The organism is Mesorhizobium sp. WSM4849 (assembly GCF_055811385.1).
In genome coordinates this window covers 46,689-60,140 of sequence record NZ_JBVVPW010000015.1, presented here as the reverse complement: position 1 = coordinate 60,140, position 13,452 = coordinate 46,689, and the positions used below count along the sequence as shown (strand labels likewise).

The 13,452-nt window shown below is 62.7% G+C and carries 13 protein-coding genes and 1 pseudogene; 13 read left to right on the top strand and 1 reads right to left on the bottom strand.

What is annotated here, in order from left to right:
- The first annotated feature begins 92 nt into the window (after positions 1-92).
- The 5 genes from ruvC (at position 93) to AC0L3L_RS18515 (ending at position 4,844) form a co-directional block, all read left to right on the top strand.
- Entirely contained in the window at positions 93-602 is a 510-nt protein-coding gene (gene ruvC / locus AC0L3L_RS18535; RefSeq protein ID WP_473638648.1) for a crossover junction endodeoxyribonuclease RuvC, read from the top strand.
- 10 nt (positions 603-612) lie between these two features.
- Positions 613-1,233 (top strand): Holliday junction branch migration protein RuvA, encoded by a 621-nt coding sequence (gene ruvA / locus AC0L3L_RS18530; protein WP_473486340.1) that lies wholly within the window; start codon positions 613-615, stop codon positions 1,231-1,233.
- 43 nt (positions 1,234-1,276) lie between these two features.
- Positions 1,277-2,314, top strand: coding sequence for a Holliday junction branch migration DNA helicase RuvB (gene ruvB, locus AC0L3L_RS18525; protein ID WP_027152903.1), 1,038 nt, complete (start codon positions 1,277-1,279; stop codon positions 2,312-2,314).
- A 291-nt stretch (positions 2,315-2,605) separates the two neighbouring features.
- Complete coding sequence (locus AC0L3L_RS18520; protein WP_258121605.1) at positions 2,606-3,628, top strand: heme-binding protein; 1,023 nt, start codon at positions 2,606-2,608, stop codon at positions 3,626-3,628.
- 307 nt (positions 3,629-3,935) lie between these two features.
- The gene (locus AC0L3L_RS18515; RefSeq protein ID WP_473638647.1) at positions 3,936-4,844 is read left to right on the top strand and encodes a metallophosphoesterase; all 909 of its coding nucleotides are present in this window, start codon (positions 3,936-3,938) and stop codon (positions 4,842-4,844) included.
- 133 nt (positions 4,845-4,977) lie between these two features.
- Here AC0L3L_RS18515 and AC0L3L_RS18510 read toward each other — a convergent pair.
- Positions 4,978-5,355 (bottom strand): annotated as a pseudogene (locus AC0L3L_RS18510) (glycosyl hydrolase); the annotation flags it as partial.
- Between the two features lie 135 nt (positions 5,356-5,490).
- On the opposite strand from AC0L3L_RS18510, the gene ybgC reads away from it, so the two are divergent.
- The 8 genes from ybgC to tilS all read left to right on the top strand — a co-directional run bounded on the left by ybgC (position 5,491) and on the right by tilS (position 13,448).
- Complete coding sequence (ybgC, locus tag AC0L3L_RS18505) at positions 5,491-5,964, top strand: tol-pal system-associated acyl-CoA thioesterase (RefSeq protein ID WP_473638646.1); 474 nt, start codon at positions 5,491-5,493, stop codon at positions 5,962-5,964.
- Positions 5,965-6,254: 290 nt separating this feature from the next.
- Entirely contained in the window at positions 6,255-6,965 is a 711-nt protein-coding gene (gene tolQ / locus AC0L3L_RS18500) for a protein TolQ (protein ID WP_023799988.1), read from the top strand.
- A gap of 9 nt (positions 6,966-6,974) precedes the next feature.
- Positions 6,975-7,433, top strand: coding sequence for a protein TolR (gene tolR / locus AC0L3L_RS18495; RefSeq protein WP_473638644.1), 459 nt, complete (start codon positions 6,975-6,977; stop codon positions 7,431-7,433).
- 7 nt (positions 7,434-7,440) lie between these two features.
- Complete coding sequence (locus AC0L3L_RS18490; RefSeq protein WP_473638643.1) at positions 7,441-8,598, top strand: energy transducer TonB family protein; 1,158 nt, start codon at positions 7,441-7,443, stop codon at positions 8,596-8,598.
- A 67-nt stretch (positions 8,599-8,665) separates the two neighbouring features.
- Positions 8,666-9,949, top strand: a complete 1,284-nt coding sequence (gene tolB / locus AC0L3L_RS18485; protein WP_473638732.1) for a Tol-Pal system beta propeller repeat protein TolB — start codon at positions 8,666-8,668, stop codon at positions 9,947-9,949.
- 249 nt (positions 9,950-10,198) lie between these two features.
- The gene (pal, locus tag AC0L3L_RS18480) at positions 10,199-10,705 is read left to right on the top strand and encodes a peptidoglycan-associated lipoprotein Pal (RefSeq protein WP_027152911.1); all 507 of its coding nucleotides are present in this window, start codon (positions 10,199-10,201) and stop codon (positions 10,703-10,705) included.
- Positions 10,706-10,906: 201 nt separating this feature from the next.
- A complete protein-coding gene (ybgF, locus tag AC0L3L_RS18475; protein ID WP_473638642.1) occupies positions 10,907-12,016 on the top strand; it encodes a tol-pal system protein YbgF in 1,110 nt (369 codons plus the stop codon).
- 58 nt (positions 12,017-12,074) lie between these two features.
- Positions 12,075-13,448: a tRNA lysidine(34) synthetase TilS gene (tilS, locus tag AC0L3L_RS18470; protein WP_473638730.1), complete on the top strand. Its 1,374-nt coding sequence runs from the start codon at positions 12,075-12,077 to the stop codon at positions 13,446-13,448.
- Positions 13,449-13,452: the final 4 nt, after the last annotated feature.

Sequence of the window (13,452 nt, the reverse complement as noted above, 5' to 3'; positions counted from 1 at the left end):
GTCTCTTTGGCTCATCCTGCAAGCAGCGGAGCCTGTTTCTGGTTTGTTCACATTTCGCTGGCATCGCTGTCCGCCAAGGGTAGACTTGGCGGATGGGGGAAACGATTCGCATTATCGGCATCGATCCGGGGCTGAGGCGCACCGGCTGGGGCATCGTCGAGAGCCTCGGCAATTCGCTGCGCTTCGTCGCCTCCGGAACCGTCCGTTCCGACGACAAGGCGGCGCTGGCGATACGGCTTTGCCAGTTGCATGACGGGCTTGCCGAGATCCTGCATACCGCCATGCCGCACGAGGCGGCGGTCGAGCAGACCTTCGTCAACAAGGATGCGGCGGCGACGCTGAAGCTTGGCCAGGCGCGCGGCATCGCCATGCTGGTGCCGGCGCTGGCCGGTCTGGTCGTTGCCGAATATGCGCCCAACGCCGTCAAGAAGGCGGTGATCGGCGTCGGCCATGGCGACAAGAAGCAGATCCACATGATGGTCAAGGTGCTGATGCCGAAGGCGACGTTCGACACCGACGATGCCGCCGACGCGCTGGCCATTGCCATCTGCCACGCGCATCACCGGCAGAGTGTTGTCTACAGGATGGCGGCGCTGGCATGAGGGACCACACATGATCGGCAAGCTCAAAGGCACGCTGGACGAGGTCGACGAGGATTTCTGCATCGTCGATGTGCACGGCGTCGGCTATGTCGCCCACTGCTCGGCGCGCACGCTTGCCGCTTTGCCGGCACCCGGCGAGGCGGTGGTGCTGTTCATCGAGACCTATGTGCGCGAGGATATGCTGCGGCTCTACGGTTTCCAGTCGGTGCTGGAGCGCGAGTGGTTCCGGCTGTTGATGAGCAATGTGCAGGGCGTCGGCGCCAAGGTGGCACTGGCCATTCTGTCGACGCTGGCGCCGGCCGATCTCGCCAATGCCATCGCGCTACGTGATATTGCCATGGTCAGTCGCGCGCCCGGCGTCGGCAAAAAGGTGGCCGAGCGCATCGTCACCGAACTGAAGAACAAGGCGCCAGCCTATGCGGGCACTGCCTCCGGCACCATCGGCCTGAAGCAGGAACTCGGCGATGGCGTCGCGCCGGCGCCGATCACCGACGCCGTCTCGGCGCTGGTCAATCTCGGCTATTCGCGCGATACCGCCGCCAATGCGGTGGCGGCGGCGCTGAAGAGCGCCGGCGAGGATGCGGATGCTTCGAAGCTGATCCGCTTCGGGCTGAAGGAGCTGGCGCGGTGAGTCTGCGCTTGTCCCGTTGCCTGCCCTGTGCAAGGAAGGCCGCATGAGCCTTTCGCCACGCCTCATTGCTCCCGACAAGCGCGGCGAGGATGCCGAGCAGACCTTGCGGCCGCAGACGCTCGGCGACTTCGTCGGCCAAGCGGCGGTGCGGGCCAATCTCAAAGTGTTCATCGAGGCTGCCAAGGGCCGCAGCGAGGCGCTTGACCACGTGCTGTTCGTCGGGCCGCCCGGCCTCGGCAAGACGACGCTGGCGCAGATCATGGCGCGTGAGCTCGGTGTCAATTTCCGCTCGACCTCCGGTCCGGTCATCGCCAAGGCCGGCGATCTCGCAGCGCTGCTCACCAATCTCGAAGACCGCGACGTGCTGTTCATCGACGAGATCCACCGGCTCAACCCGGCGGTCGAGGAAATTCTCTATCCGGCGATGGAGGATTTCCAGCTCGACCTGATCATCGGCGAAGGGCCGGCGGCGCGCTCGGTCAAGATCGATCTTGCCCGCTTCACCCTCGTCGCCGCTACCACCCGGCTCGGCCTTTTGACCAATCCGCTGCGCGACCGCTTCGGCATTCCAGTCCGCCTCAATTTCTACTCCGTCGAGGAACTGGAGCAGATCGTGCGGCGCGGCGCCCGCATCCTTGCGATGCCGCTCGGCGACGATGGCGCGCTGGAGATCGCGCGACGCGCACGTGGGACACCGCGCATCGCCGGCCGCCTTTTGCGCCGCGTGCGTGATTTTGCATCAGTCGCCGGCGACGGTCATGTCGATCGCCAGATCGCCGACGAGGCGCTGACGCGGCTCGAGGTCGACGCGCTCGGCCTCGACGCGCTCGACCGCCGCTACCTCTCGATGATCGCGCGGAATTTTGGCGGCGGGCCGGTCGGCATCGAGACCATCGCGGCAGGGCTTTCCGAGCCGCGCGACGCCATCGAGGACATCATAGAGCCCTATCTGATCCAGCAGGGTTTTATTCAGCGCACGCCGCGCGGCCGCGTGCTGACTGCCAATGCCTGGCGGCATCTCGGACTCGACGCGCCGAAGGATCTGGCGCAGCAGCAGATCAGCCTGTTCCAGGAGGAATGACGAAGTCTGCAGGCGCCTCTCAGTCGCGAATGCTTCTGTGTCTTCGTCGGATCCAAGGTGATGATTGACAAGGATTATAATCCTCATCATGCTGCTCATTTCTTAACCATAGAAGTTCAGTCAAATTTCGATTTGACTTTTTTCAAATAGTATAGCGTTATTTCGGGCACCGCGTAATATGCGACATTAAGCGCTCACGCATAACTATATGCATTGAAGTCCTGGCCTTCTACGCCCCTGACAGCGGCGAAGAAGTATATTGTCAATTGTTCAATATGGCAGGGGGAAGGTATGATTGCAGCAAGCAGAGTGACCGAGCTAAAGACAGAACCCCGCTACATCGATATCGCCAGACAGGGTGATAGCGATCTCGATGTACTCAAGTTACTTCCTGGAACGTGGAAGAATGACCCGGGCATGAAGGGGCGCGGCTGGAATGCGATCGCTTTGCCATTCGCTTCATCGGGCAGCGGGATCGACTACCGGCTCCTGGTCAATCAATATGATGAGGTGCTCAAATTCACTTTGGTGGACAAGGGCGTCAAGAATCGCGGCATCCAGAGGAACGGAACTTCGATCAACACCGACCAGGTCGTGGTCGCACTGGATTACGAGCAACGGATCGAGCAGTTGCTTGCCGACGATTTTCCGGCGAGCGGCCTGCAGGGAGATCCGAACACGACGATTCACCACGAGCCGGGCCTTTGGTTGTTCATGACCAATGAGGCAGAGAAAACCAGCAACATTGGACGCCTTGGGACGATTCCGCACGGCGACTCACTGCTTGCATTGGGTGCGGGCGAGGTCACCAACGGGCCACCGACAATTCCGCCAATCAATGGGTTGCCGATAGGCGTCAATCAGAATCTCACCAGTCCCTATCTGGCGCCCTACAATCATTTTCATCTCGCTCCGTTCAAGGGTGTTGTGGCCGATCCCACCTTTCCGGGTTTCGATCCGGTAAAGCCACATCTGCTTCTTGTCGGCGGCGCTCCGGGAACCGTAACCAGAACGACAAAGCTGCAGGTCAGCACGACTGTCGAGACCGCCGGGATCGTCAATATTCCCTTCATCGTAAGGCAGGCCAACGCGGCCGAAATGATTTCGACTTTCTGGATAATGGAATTGGACGAGCTGACGCCCGCGGGAACGCCGCGCCTCATTCTGCAATATCTGCAAATCGTGCTTCTCGATTTCTTCCCGCGTCGCGATGGTCTGCCGGGCCTGATAAGATGGCCCCATGTCAGCATCAACACGATGGAGAAGGTCGCGGATGCCGACGCAATGAAGACAGCGGCGCCAGCCACGCCCTGATGCATGTCGCCCAAAAGTGCGCAGCGGTTTTGGGGCAACGACATGCATGGAAACAAACATTTGAAGCGCGTCGCATGAATCCTTTCAAACGCGGCGCACTTTGAGCCTGGTCCATCCCGACAGCGGGATGGGGCTCTATCTCATGTTTGAGCACCGGATTTTCCCAAAACCGGTACCCACTTTTGGGTCCGATGCTTTAGCTGCGCAAAATCTCCTAATCCTGGTCAGCTTGCCGGCACATTTGCGGATTTTAACGCGAAGCCTCGCGCTGTGGGACCGTCGGTTCCACGAACGATGGAGCTGAGCGATGATCACCAGACGTGGCTTCCTGCGCCTCATCGGCGGTTCTTTGTTATCGGCGGTGTCGCTCAGCGTTTATGCGGTTGGCCTCGAGCCGATGTTGCTGACGCAGGTAAAGCGCTATTCATTGACGCCGCCAAACTGGCCTGCAGGATTGCGGCTTCGGGTTGTCGCTCTCGCCGATATTCATGCATGCCGGCCATGGATGACGCCGGAGCGGATCAGGTCGCTTGCCGAACGGGCGAACACCCTGCAGCCGGATCTGATTGTCCTGCTTGGCGACTATGCAGCCGGCACACGCCTGGTTACGGACTGGGTGGATTCCTCCGAATGGGCGCCGGCCTTGTCCGGCCTGAGGGCGCCGCTCGGCGTGTGGTCAATCCTTGGCAATCACGACTGGTGGGAGGACCTTTCCGCGCAGGAGGCCGGGTTCGGGCCGACGGTGGCGCGCAGGGCGCTCGAGCGCGCCGGCATCCCGGTCCTGGAAAACGATGCCGTCCGCCTGGAAAAAGACGGGCATAACTTCTGGGTCGCCGGACTTGCGGACCAACTTGCGCTGCGGCCGGGCAAAGCCTGGGGCCGCAGCGGATTCAAAGGACTGGACGACCTGCATGGCACGCTGGCAAGCGTAAGCGACACGGCTCCCGTTATTCTGCTGGCACATGAGCCCGACATATTCCCGAAGGTCCCGTCACGGATATCGTTGACTCTTTCGGGTCATACCCATGGCGGACAGGTGCGGCTGTTCGGCTATTCTCCGGTCGTGCCATCCCGCTTCGGCAACCGTTTTGCCTATGGCCATGTCGTGGAGGAGAACCGGCACCTGATCGTCTCCGGAGGGCTCGGTTTCAGCATTCTGCCGGTGCGTTTTGGGATGCGCCCAGAGATTCTTTCGATCGACCTGGGTTCAGCCTGACCGTCAATGAAGTGACTTGATCGCGTCCATCACATCCGGCTCGGCCTTGTCGCCATCAAACGCCTCGACGATGCCGAAGGCGCCGCCATAGCTCCAGATCGACCATGCGAAGCCATGGGCTTCCGCGCGCGCGATGCATGTCGACGATCACTTTCAGTCCGGCGCGATTGATCATGCGCACCGAGCCCAGCACGCTGGCATAGAGGTCGTCGCGCAGCGCCAGCGTCTCGCCGGACAGGAACGGCGACGGGTCGACCGGCATGCGCAGGAAATCGAAACCGGCGCTCTTCAGCGCCTTGAGGTCATCGTCGTTGAGGAATTTGCGCCATTCCGGATAGGGCAGGATTGCCCGCCGGTCGCCCCATTTGTCCTCGCCAGGCCATGTCGTCCATTGGTCGAGGTTGAGGCCGCGCTTCATCGAAAAGCTCGCCGCCTGGCCCGGCAGCATCAGCGCAGCCAGCACAAGCAGCGCCGCCATCAGGGTCTTGATCATCGCCGTCAACAGTGCCATCGGGTTCATGCGCCAAGCTAATGCGTGTTGCCCAAAAAGTGTGTAGCGGTTTTGGGACAACGACACCGCACGGAAACAACCACCTAAAGCGCGTCGCGCTTCAGGTGCCCGGTCAGGCCCGAAAAGGAAAGCGCAATGGACGATCATGGTGAATCGGCAACGCTCTGCGTCGGGCTCTCCGGCGCGCTGACGGAATTCGGCCACCGGCTGATGGCGCGGGTCTATTATGCCGACACCGATTTCTCCGGCGTCGTCTACCACGCGCGCTATCTCGAATTTTTCGAGCGCGGCCGTTCCGATTATCTCAGGCTTGCCGGCGTCCATCACACCGAGCTTGCCGAGGGCAAGCATGGCGAAAAAATAATCTGGGTGGTGAGGCGCATGGAGATCGACTTCCGTGGATCCGCCCGCATGGACGACATCCTGACCATCGAAACGCGCACCGAGGACATTTCGGGCGCCCGCATCTTCATGGCGCAGCAGTTGAAGCGCGGCAGCGAGGTGCTGGTCGAGGCGCGGGTCGAGGCGGCGATTATCGGCGAAAACGGCCGGCCAAGACGTTTTCCGAAGGAATGGATCGCAGCCTTCATGCCCAAGACAAGTCGGTAAGTTCAAATCGGTAAGTTACCACCCAATGATCCGATGACGATGCCGGGCGGCTCGCCCAAGGCGCGGCAATGCGCCGCGCTGTCCGTCCTAACCCATCCTTAACCATAACGGTTCATGAAGAGGGTGGTGGAGATTGGAGAATCCAGCGCCTTCCTTTCACCAAGATTTGCTCCGAAAACGCCGGCAACGGTGCATTTTGGGGTTATTCCGCAAGCGTTGCGCGAACGGACCACAAGGGATGCCCATGGGCCAGCCGCCAGCCGTGCCCGGAAAATCTTAAGGACGTAACCATGGAAAATATCGCACTCGCCGAACCGGGCGCGCATTTGTCGATTTGGGCGCTGTTTACGCAGGCCGGCTGGGTGGTCAAGCTGGTCATGATCGGGCTGCTCTGCGCCTCGATCTGGACCTGGGCGATCATCGTCGACAAGCTCGTCGCCTATGGCCGTATGCGGCTCGCGCTCAATCGCTTCGAACAGGTGTTCTGGTCGGGGCAGTCGCTGGAAGAACTCTACCGCACGCTCGCCGACCGCAAGACGTCAGGCATGGGCGCCATTTTCGTCGCCGCCATGCGCGAGTGGAAGAAGAGCTTCGAGAAGGGGGCGAAATCGCCGCTTGGCCTGCAGACCCGCATCGACAAGGCGATGGACCTGGCGCTGACCCGCGAAATGGAAAAACTGGAAGGACGGCTTGGCTTTCTCGCCACCACCGGCTCGGCGGCGCCCTTCATCGGCCTGTTCGGCACGGTGATCGGCATCATGACCTCGTTCCAGGCAATCGCCGCATCCAAGAATACCAGCCTGTCGGTGGTCGCACCCGGCATTGCCGAAGCGCTGCTGGCCACGGCAATAGGCCTGCTCGCGGCAATCCCCGCCGTCATCGCCTACAACAAGCTGTCGTCGGACGCGAGCAAGATCGCCGTGCGCATGGAGGGGTTCGCGGACGAGTTCTCCGCCATACTCTCGCGCCAAATCGATGAAAAAGTCGCGCAGAAGACCTGAGGAACAATCATGGGAATGTCTGTAGGCGCGGGTGGCGGGGGACGCGGTGGTCGCGGCCACAGGCGGCGCGGCCGCCATCACGCTATGATATCGGAAATCAACGTCACGCCGATGGTCGACGTGATGCTGGTGCTGTTGATCATCTTCATGGTCGCCGCACCTTTGCTGACGGTCGGCGTGCCGGTCGACCTGCCGGAGACGAAGGCCAAGGCGATGAACGCCGATACCCAGCCGATCACGATTACGATCGACGGCACGGGCAAGATTTTCCTGCAGGAGACCGAAATTCCGCAGGAAGAGCTGGTCGCCAAGCTGCAGGCGATTTCCAAGACCGGCTACGAAGAGCGCCTCTTCATCCGCGGCGACAAGGCTACCAACTATGGCTCCGCGATGGAAGTGATGGGTCTCATCCAGGACGCCGGCTACAAGAACATCGCGCTGCTTTCACTGCCGAAACAGGATCAATAGACGTACGATGAAGACCGGCCTCACCACATCGGTGATCTTGCATGCGGTCGCGATCGGCTTCGGCCTGTTCACGCTGTCGGCGCCGGCGGCGTTGCCGGCGTCCGATGCCGAGTCTCTGGCAGTCGAAATCGTGCCGATGGAAGCGATCGCGCAGATACAGCAAGGCGACAAGAAAGCTGCGGTGAGCGAAAAGCCGGCGCCATTGCCGACCCAGCGTCCCGACATCGTGGCCGACGCGCAGACGGTCGGCGACAACAGCGTCGATACCGACAAGCCGCCGACGCCGGAACCCAAGCCCCAGCCGATCGATAAGGCTGAGGCGCCGCCGCCCGCGCCGACGCCGAAAGAGAAGCCGAAGCCCGAGGACGTGCCGAAGCCGAAGGAGCAGCCCAAGCCTGTCCCGGCGACGGAGGTCGTACCGGTGCCGCAGCCGAAGGAAGAGGTCAAGCCCGAGCCGGTCAAGCAGGCGGAGCCAAAACCGACGCCGGCAAAGGAGCCGGCGCCGACGCCGCCGCAGGACAAGACCGCCGCCATCGACCCGAAGCCTGAGGTCAAGCCGGACGCCGTCGCCGAGGCCATTGCCCGGGAGCCGCCAACCGAGACGACGCAGCTTCCGGACTCTGCGCCTGCCCCGCAGGCGCGGCCGAAGCCGCAGCCGGCCCAGGCCGAAAGCGCAAAGGCGCCGGAGCGCAAGGATGCCGACAAGCCAGTCAAAGAAGCCTCGTCCAGGCCAAAATCGGAAGACAAGCAGTTCAACGCCGACGAGATTTCCGCTTTGCTCGACAAGCGAAAGCCGTCCGGCGGCGGCGCCAAGCGCTCGACCCAGCAGGCGTCTCTCGGCGCCGACAAAAACCAGGGCCAGAAGCTTTCAAGGTCGGAGCAGGGGGCGTTGGAGGCTCAACTTGGTGGTTGCTGGACCCTGCCGGTGGGGCTCGAGGGTTCCGAGAATTTCATCGTCGTAGTCCGGTTCAACCTCGACGCCTCCGGCAAGCTGGACGGACGGCCATCTGTCGAAAAGTCGAGCGGAAGCCGCCCGTTCGACGAAAGTGCCGTGCGCGCGGTTCAGAAATGCGATGTGGCCGGTCTGCAGGTCCCCGCAGGCAAACAAGACATCTGGGCCGACGTTCGTGTCACGTTCGATCCGAGGGAAATGCTGGGCCTTTAGGCCTGGCGCCCCGTAGAATATTAAAGAGAAGCGAGAAGACATGAAATCCATCCTCCAGCCGCTCCTGATGATCATAGCGATGGCGCTGGGCATGACTGCCGCCGCCACCTTGCCGGCGCGGGCCCTCGTTGAGCTCAACGTCAACAAAGGCAATGTCGAGCCGCTGCCGATCGCCATCACCGACTTTCAAGGTGGCGATGCGCTGGGTGCGGAGATTTCCGGCATCGTCAGCGCAGACCTGAAACGCTCCGGCCTGTTCGCGCCGATCGACAAGAGCGCCTTCATAGAAAAGATCTCCAATCCGGATGCCGCGCCCCGCTTCGAGGACTGGAAAGTGATCAATGCCCAAGCGCTGGTCACCGGCAGCGTCAGCAAGGAGGCCGATGGCCGCGTCCGCGCCCAGTACAGGCTGTGGGATACGTTTGCCGGCCAGCAGATGTCCGGCGAGCAGTTCTTCGCCAACGACGCCAATACGAGGCGTGTCGCCCATATCATCGCCGACGCGATCTATGAACGGCTGACCGGCGAGAAGGGCTATTTCGACACGCGCGTCGTCTTCATCGACGAATCGGGCGCAAAGAACGCGCGCAAGAAGCGCCTCGCCATCATGGACCAGGACGGCGCCAATATCCGCTACCTGTCGGATGGCAGGTCGATCGTGCTGACCCCGCGTTTCTCGCCAAACCGGCAGGAAATCACTTACATGTCCTATGAAAGCGGCCAGCCGAAGGTCTATCTGCTGCAGATCGAGACCGGGCAGCGCGAACTGGTCGGCGACTTTCCCGGCATGACCTTTGCGCCGCGCTTCTCGCCCGACGGCCAGAAGGTGATCATGAGCCTGCTGCGCGACGACGGCAATTCCAACATCTTCGCCATGGATTTGAGGAGCCGCTCGACGACCAGGCTCACCAATTCGACGGCCATCGACACCTCGCCATCCTATTCTCCGGATGGCAGCAAGGTGGTGTTCACCTCCGACCGCGGCGGCCGCGCGCAGATCTATGTGATGGGCGCCGACGGTTCGGGCCAGACCCGCATCTCCTTCGGCGATGGCGTCTATTCGACGCCGGTGTGGTCGCCGCGCGGCGATCTCATCGCCTTCACCAAGCAGACTGCCGGCGAGTTCCAGATCGGCGTCATGCGCGTCGACGGTTCGGGCGAGCGCATCCTCTCAACCGGCTTCCAGCAGGAGGGGCCGACCTGGGCGCCCAACGGCCGGGTGCTGATGTTCTTCCGCGATTCAGCCGGCGGGCCGAAACTCGTTTCGGTCGATCTCACCGGCCGCAACGAACAGTCGATCCCGACGGCGAATTTCGCATCGGACCCGGCCTGGTCGCCGCTGCTCGAGTGAGAGGAATTGGAGAAATGAAGAATTGAAGAGATGGAGAAAACGGGATTCCTCAACTCTTCGATTCGCTCCTTTCCACGGCTTGGTCGCGTTTTAGCCGCATTTCCGCCTAGGGTCCGCGCACATTGTTGCCCCTCTGGTGACGGACGGCAGCCGAAACCAAATTTTAACCGTGTTTTTTGAACGCCGGTTAACCCAAACGTGGTTACTGGACGATCAACGAAATCACTCGAATTGCGAAGGAGAGGCGGCATGGGCCGTATCGCAGCACTTACCAGAAACCCGGCGATGATCGCGCTGGTGGCGTTGCTCGCCATCGCCGGTTGCGCCTCGAAGAAGAACCTGAACAGCGCCGCCGATCTCGGTCTCAGCGGCGCCGGAGCGGCAACGCCCGGATCGGCCCAGGACTTCACCGTCAACATCGGCGACCGCATCTTCTTCGACACGGATTCGTCCTCGATCCGCGCCGACGCGCAGACGACGCTTTCGCGCCAGGCGCAATGGCTGAACCAGTATAGGCAGTATGCCATCGTCATCGAAGGCCATGCCGACGAGCGCGGCACGCGCGAATACAATCTGGCGCTCGGCGCCCGCCGTGCCGCCGCCACCCGCGACTTCCTCGTCGCCAGGGGCGTTTCCGCCCAGCGCCTGAAGACCATTTCCTACGGCAAGGAGCGTCCGGTCGCGGTTTGCGACGACATCTCCTGCTGGTCGCAGAACCGCCGCGCCGTCACCACGATCAGCGGCGCCGGTTCTTGATCGGCAATTCTTGATCGGCAGAAATGCAACACATATGTGCGAAAGGCGGCCGCGGCCGCCTTTTTCATGTCCGGCGCCCGGATATCGGACTTGAAACAAAATTTGGCCGAAGTCCTGCGTCCTGGTAAGAGCCGAGGCGCCTGACGGTCCACTCCGATCGGAAGGCATGCAACAGGCAAACAATTTCACGGCGAGAGGCACATGCATTTCAGATCGGTCTTGAGCGGCACGCTTGCGCTGCTGCTCGTATCAAGCGTCGCCGCCCCGGCAAGCGGCGACGAGCAAGCTGCAGAAAAAAGCGGTTTTTCCTTCCGCCTGCCGACGCTCGGCATTTTCGGTGAAAAGCCGGGCATTTTCGGTGAAAAAAAGAAACCGGATCAGGCTCAATTTGCGCAGGATGGCACCGGCACTACGGCGCTGGAGGAACAGCTCCGCCAGATGAACGGCAAGATTGAGGAACTCAACTTCCAGGTGCTGCAGATGCAGGAGCAGATCCGCAAGCAGCAGGAAGACAACGAGTTCCGCTTCCAGCAGCTGGAAGGCGGTTCGCAAGGCGCGCAGCAACCAGCGGAGCAGAAAAAGTCGGACGCCACCACCAACCCCGACAGCAGCGTCGCCGAGGCTCCGGCGACGCACGCGCCGGCCGATGGGGGCACATCGCCAGCCGGCGACCAGAGCGGGGAGGTCATCGTCGAATCGCCGACAGGCGAACCCGGCACGGTGATCCAGGGCACGCCGCCGAAGACGTTCGGCACCATCACGGTCGACAAGAACGGCAATGTGATCGACGCCGACGGCAACACGCAGGCACATGCACCGGCGCAGAACACCGCTCCTGCTACCGGCGCCCAAGGCGCCGGCGACCAGGCCGCCGGCACGCAGGCCGGCAAGTCCGACGATACGGTGGTTGCGGCACTGCCCGCCACCGACGACCCGGAGGAGCTTTACCGCAACTCCTATCAGTTCATCTTGTCGGGCGACTACGGCACTGCCGAACAGGGTTTTCGCGACCACATCGCCCGCTTCCCCAAGGACGCCAAGACGGCGGACGCGCATTACTGGCTGGGTGAGTCACTGCTCGGCCAGCAGAAATACCGCGACGCGGCCGAGACCTTCCTCGCCGCCAGCAAGGATTATCCGAAGGCCAAGAAGGCTCCCGACATGCTGCTGAAGCTCGGTGTGTCGCTGGTCGGATTGAACCAGCGCGACGTGGCCTGCGCCACTTTCGGCGAGATCGGCAAGCGCTATCCCAACGTTTCCGGCGCGCTCAAGGAACGCGTCAAGCAGGAAAGGGCGCTCGCGGCGTGCTAGTTTTTTTCTTGCATGTCGTTGCCCCAAAACCGGGGCCACTTTTGGGCGACATGCATTGATGCTCGAAACCGAGCCTGACCTTTCGGTTTTTTCGCAGATCGATTTTACCAACGGCGCTGTTGCGGCCGTGTCCGGCGGCAGCGACTCGACCGCCCTTCTCCTTCTCCTCAAAGATCACCTCGACCGTACCGCGCCCGCAACGAAATTGCTGGCTGTGACGATCGATCACGGTCTGCGGCCGGGCGCGGCCGCTGAGGCGCAAGCCGTGGCCAGGCTTTGTGCCGGGCGCGGCATTGCCCACCGCATCCTGGTCTGGTCCGGACGCAAGCCGTCGACCGGCCTGCCGGCTGCCGCGCGTGAGGCCCGCTACCGGCTGCTGGCCGAGGCAGCGCAGGCGGAAGGTATCGGCCTGATCCTGACCGGCCACACTGCCGACGACCAGGCCGAGACCGTGCTGATGCGGCACGCGCGCGGCTATGGGGCACGCGAAGAGGGGCGAGGCCTTGCCGGCATGGCACCGGCCACCCTCTATGATTGGCGGATCTGGATCGCACGGCCGCTTCTCGGCACACGACGTGCGGCGCTGCGCGAAGTCCTGCGGCGCGCAAATGTCGGCTGGGCCGAAGACCCGACCAATGAAGACGAGGCTTTCGAGCGGCCGCGTATCCGCGCAGCGCTTGCCGACGGCAATGGCGCGCAGCGCGTGGAAGACGCGGTGGCGCTGGCCGCGCGGGCTGCGGTCGAGCGCGAACAGCTTGGCCATCACGCCGCCGCGCTGATCCGTGGCTTTGCCAGCAGGCCCGCCGCCGGCCTTATCCGTCTCGATCCGGGCTTTGCGACGGCCGGCGACGAGCCGGCGGCCGTCTACGCGCTGCGCATCCTGCTGGCGACTGTCGGCGGCGTTGCCTTTCTGCCCGACCAGGCCCGCAGCGAGGCGCTGCTCGACCGGCTGAGGGCCGCGCCATTTTGCGCTACATTGTCGCGGACGGTTGTCGATGCGCGGCGTGCCGGCATCTTCCTGCGTCGCGAAACCCGCAACCTGCCGCCCGCCGCTCCTGCCGTGGACATTGCCCTCTGGGACGGCCGCCGGAGGATCACATTGGGCGACGAACCCGGTGCATTATTGATCGCGCCGCTCGGCGCGGCTCGTGCCGCAAAACAGGCAATTGCCGAAGACGGCACGCCGCCAAGCCTTGTCCGCGCGGCTCTGGCGGCCGAGCCGGTGCTGTGGCGCGCAAGCGAATATCTTGTTGAATGCCTCGGTTCGGCGCAGGACAGCCCGGGATTGCCAGGAATGGCGGTATCGCCGGTCGTCGCGCCCTTTGCCCGCTTCCTGCCGTCATTCGATCTGACGCCGGCCGGAACGGTCGCCGCGCTGATCGGTGCGCCGGTTCTTCCTGCCTCGCCTTTCAGCGGCCACACTGCCGGTTGATCAT

Bases quoted from the DNA above. Each gene is read 5' to 3' on its own strand.
- ruvC (WP_473638648.1), top strand. From the start codon at position 93: ATGGGGGAAACGATTCGCATTATCGGCATCGATCCGGGGCTGAGGCGC.
- ruvA (WP_473486340.1), top strand. From the start codon at position 613: ATGATCGGCAAGCTCAAAGGCACGCTGGACGAGGTCGACGAGGATTTC.
- ruvB (WP_027152903.1), top strand. From the start codon at position 1,277: ATGAGCCTTTCGCCACGCCTCATTGCTCCCGACAAGCGCGGCGAGGAT.
- AC0L3L_RS18520 (WP_258121605.1), top strand. From the start codon at position 2,606: ATGATTGCAGCAAGCAGAGTGACCGAGCTAAAGACAGAACCCCGCTAC.
- AC0L3L_RS18515 (WP_473638647.1), top strand. From the start codon at position 3,936: ATGATCACCAGACGTGGCTTCCTGCGCCTCATCGGCGGTTCTTTGTTA.
- ybgC (WP_473638646.1), top strand. From the start codon at position 5,491: ATGGACGATCATGGTGAATCGGCAACGCTCTGCGTCGGGCTCTCCGGC.
- tolQ (WP_023799988.1), top strand. From the start codon at position 6,255: ATGGAAAATATCGCACTCGCCGAACCGGGCGCGCATTTGTCGATTTGG.
- tolR (WP_473638644.1), top strand. From the start codon at position 6,975: ATGGGAATGTCTGTAGGCGCGGGTGGCGGGGGACGCGGTGGTCGCGGC.
- AC0L3L_RS18490 (WP_473638643.1), top strand. From the start codon at position 7,441: ATGAAGACCGGCCTCACCACATCGGTGATCTTGCATGCGGTCGCGATC.
- tolB (WP_473638732.1), top strand. From the start codon at position 8,666: ATGATCATAGCGATGGCGCTGGGCATGACTGCCGCCGCCACCTTGCCG.
- pal (WP_027152911.1), top strand. From the start codon at position 10,199: ATGGGCCGTATCGCAGCACTTACCAGAAACCCGGCGATGATCGCGCTG.
- ybgF (WP_473638642.1), top strand. From the start codon at position 10,907: ATGCATTTCAGATCGGTCTTGAGCGGCACGCTTGCGCTGCTGCTCGTA.
- tilS (WP_473638730.1), top strand. From the start codon at position 12,075: ATGCTCGAAACCGAGCCTGACCTTTCGGTTTTTTCGCAGATCGATTTT.